General features: G+C 52.2%; 1 protein-coding gene. It reads right to left on the reverse strand.

The genetic code is table 11. The features are described 5' to 3' along the window. Positions 1-460: VCBS domain-containing protein (locus A3738_RS11095; protein ID WP_197473817.1), on the reverse strand; the 460-nt coding region annotated here is incomplete at both ends.

Here is a 460-nt window from a genome sequence, read left to right on the forward strand (position 1 = left end):
GCCTTCATGTGCTGCTTGAGCTGTAATAGAGGTGATCTCCGGCGCATCGTTAGTGCCCGTCACGTCAATCGTTATCGTTTGCTGTACCGGTGTGCCGCTGCTGTCTGTGGCCGTGACAGTAAAGTGTTCTGTCACCTGTTGATTGGCATCTAGGATATCTGTCGCATGGCTTGTATTGTCCAGTTGATAATGCCACTGTCCCTGTTGATCAATACTCAACTGACCATAGCGGCCCTGCCCCTGAACCACTTGCCAGCTGAGGGTATCGCCCGTGTCTGGATCGGTTACGTTTAACGTACCAGTGGCATCGGCATTGCCACTGGTTCCATCGCCCGCCTCTATTACAGCACCGGTGCTAGTCCCCGCAATTACCGGCAAGTCATTGCTGCCGGTCAAGGTAATATTAAGTTGATGTGCAGTGCCGTCTGCCGTGTGAACGGTTAATAATTCATGCTCTACT

The organism is Oleiphilus sp. HI0066 (assembly GCF_001635725.1).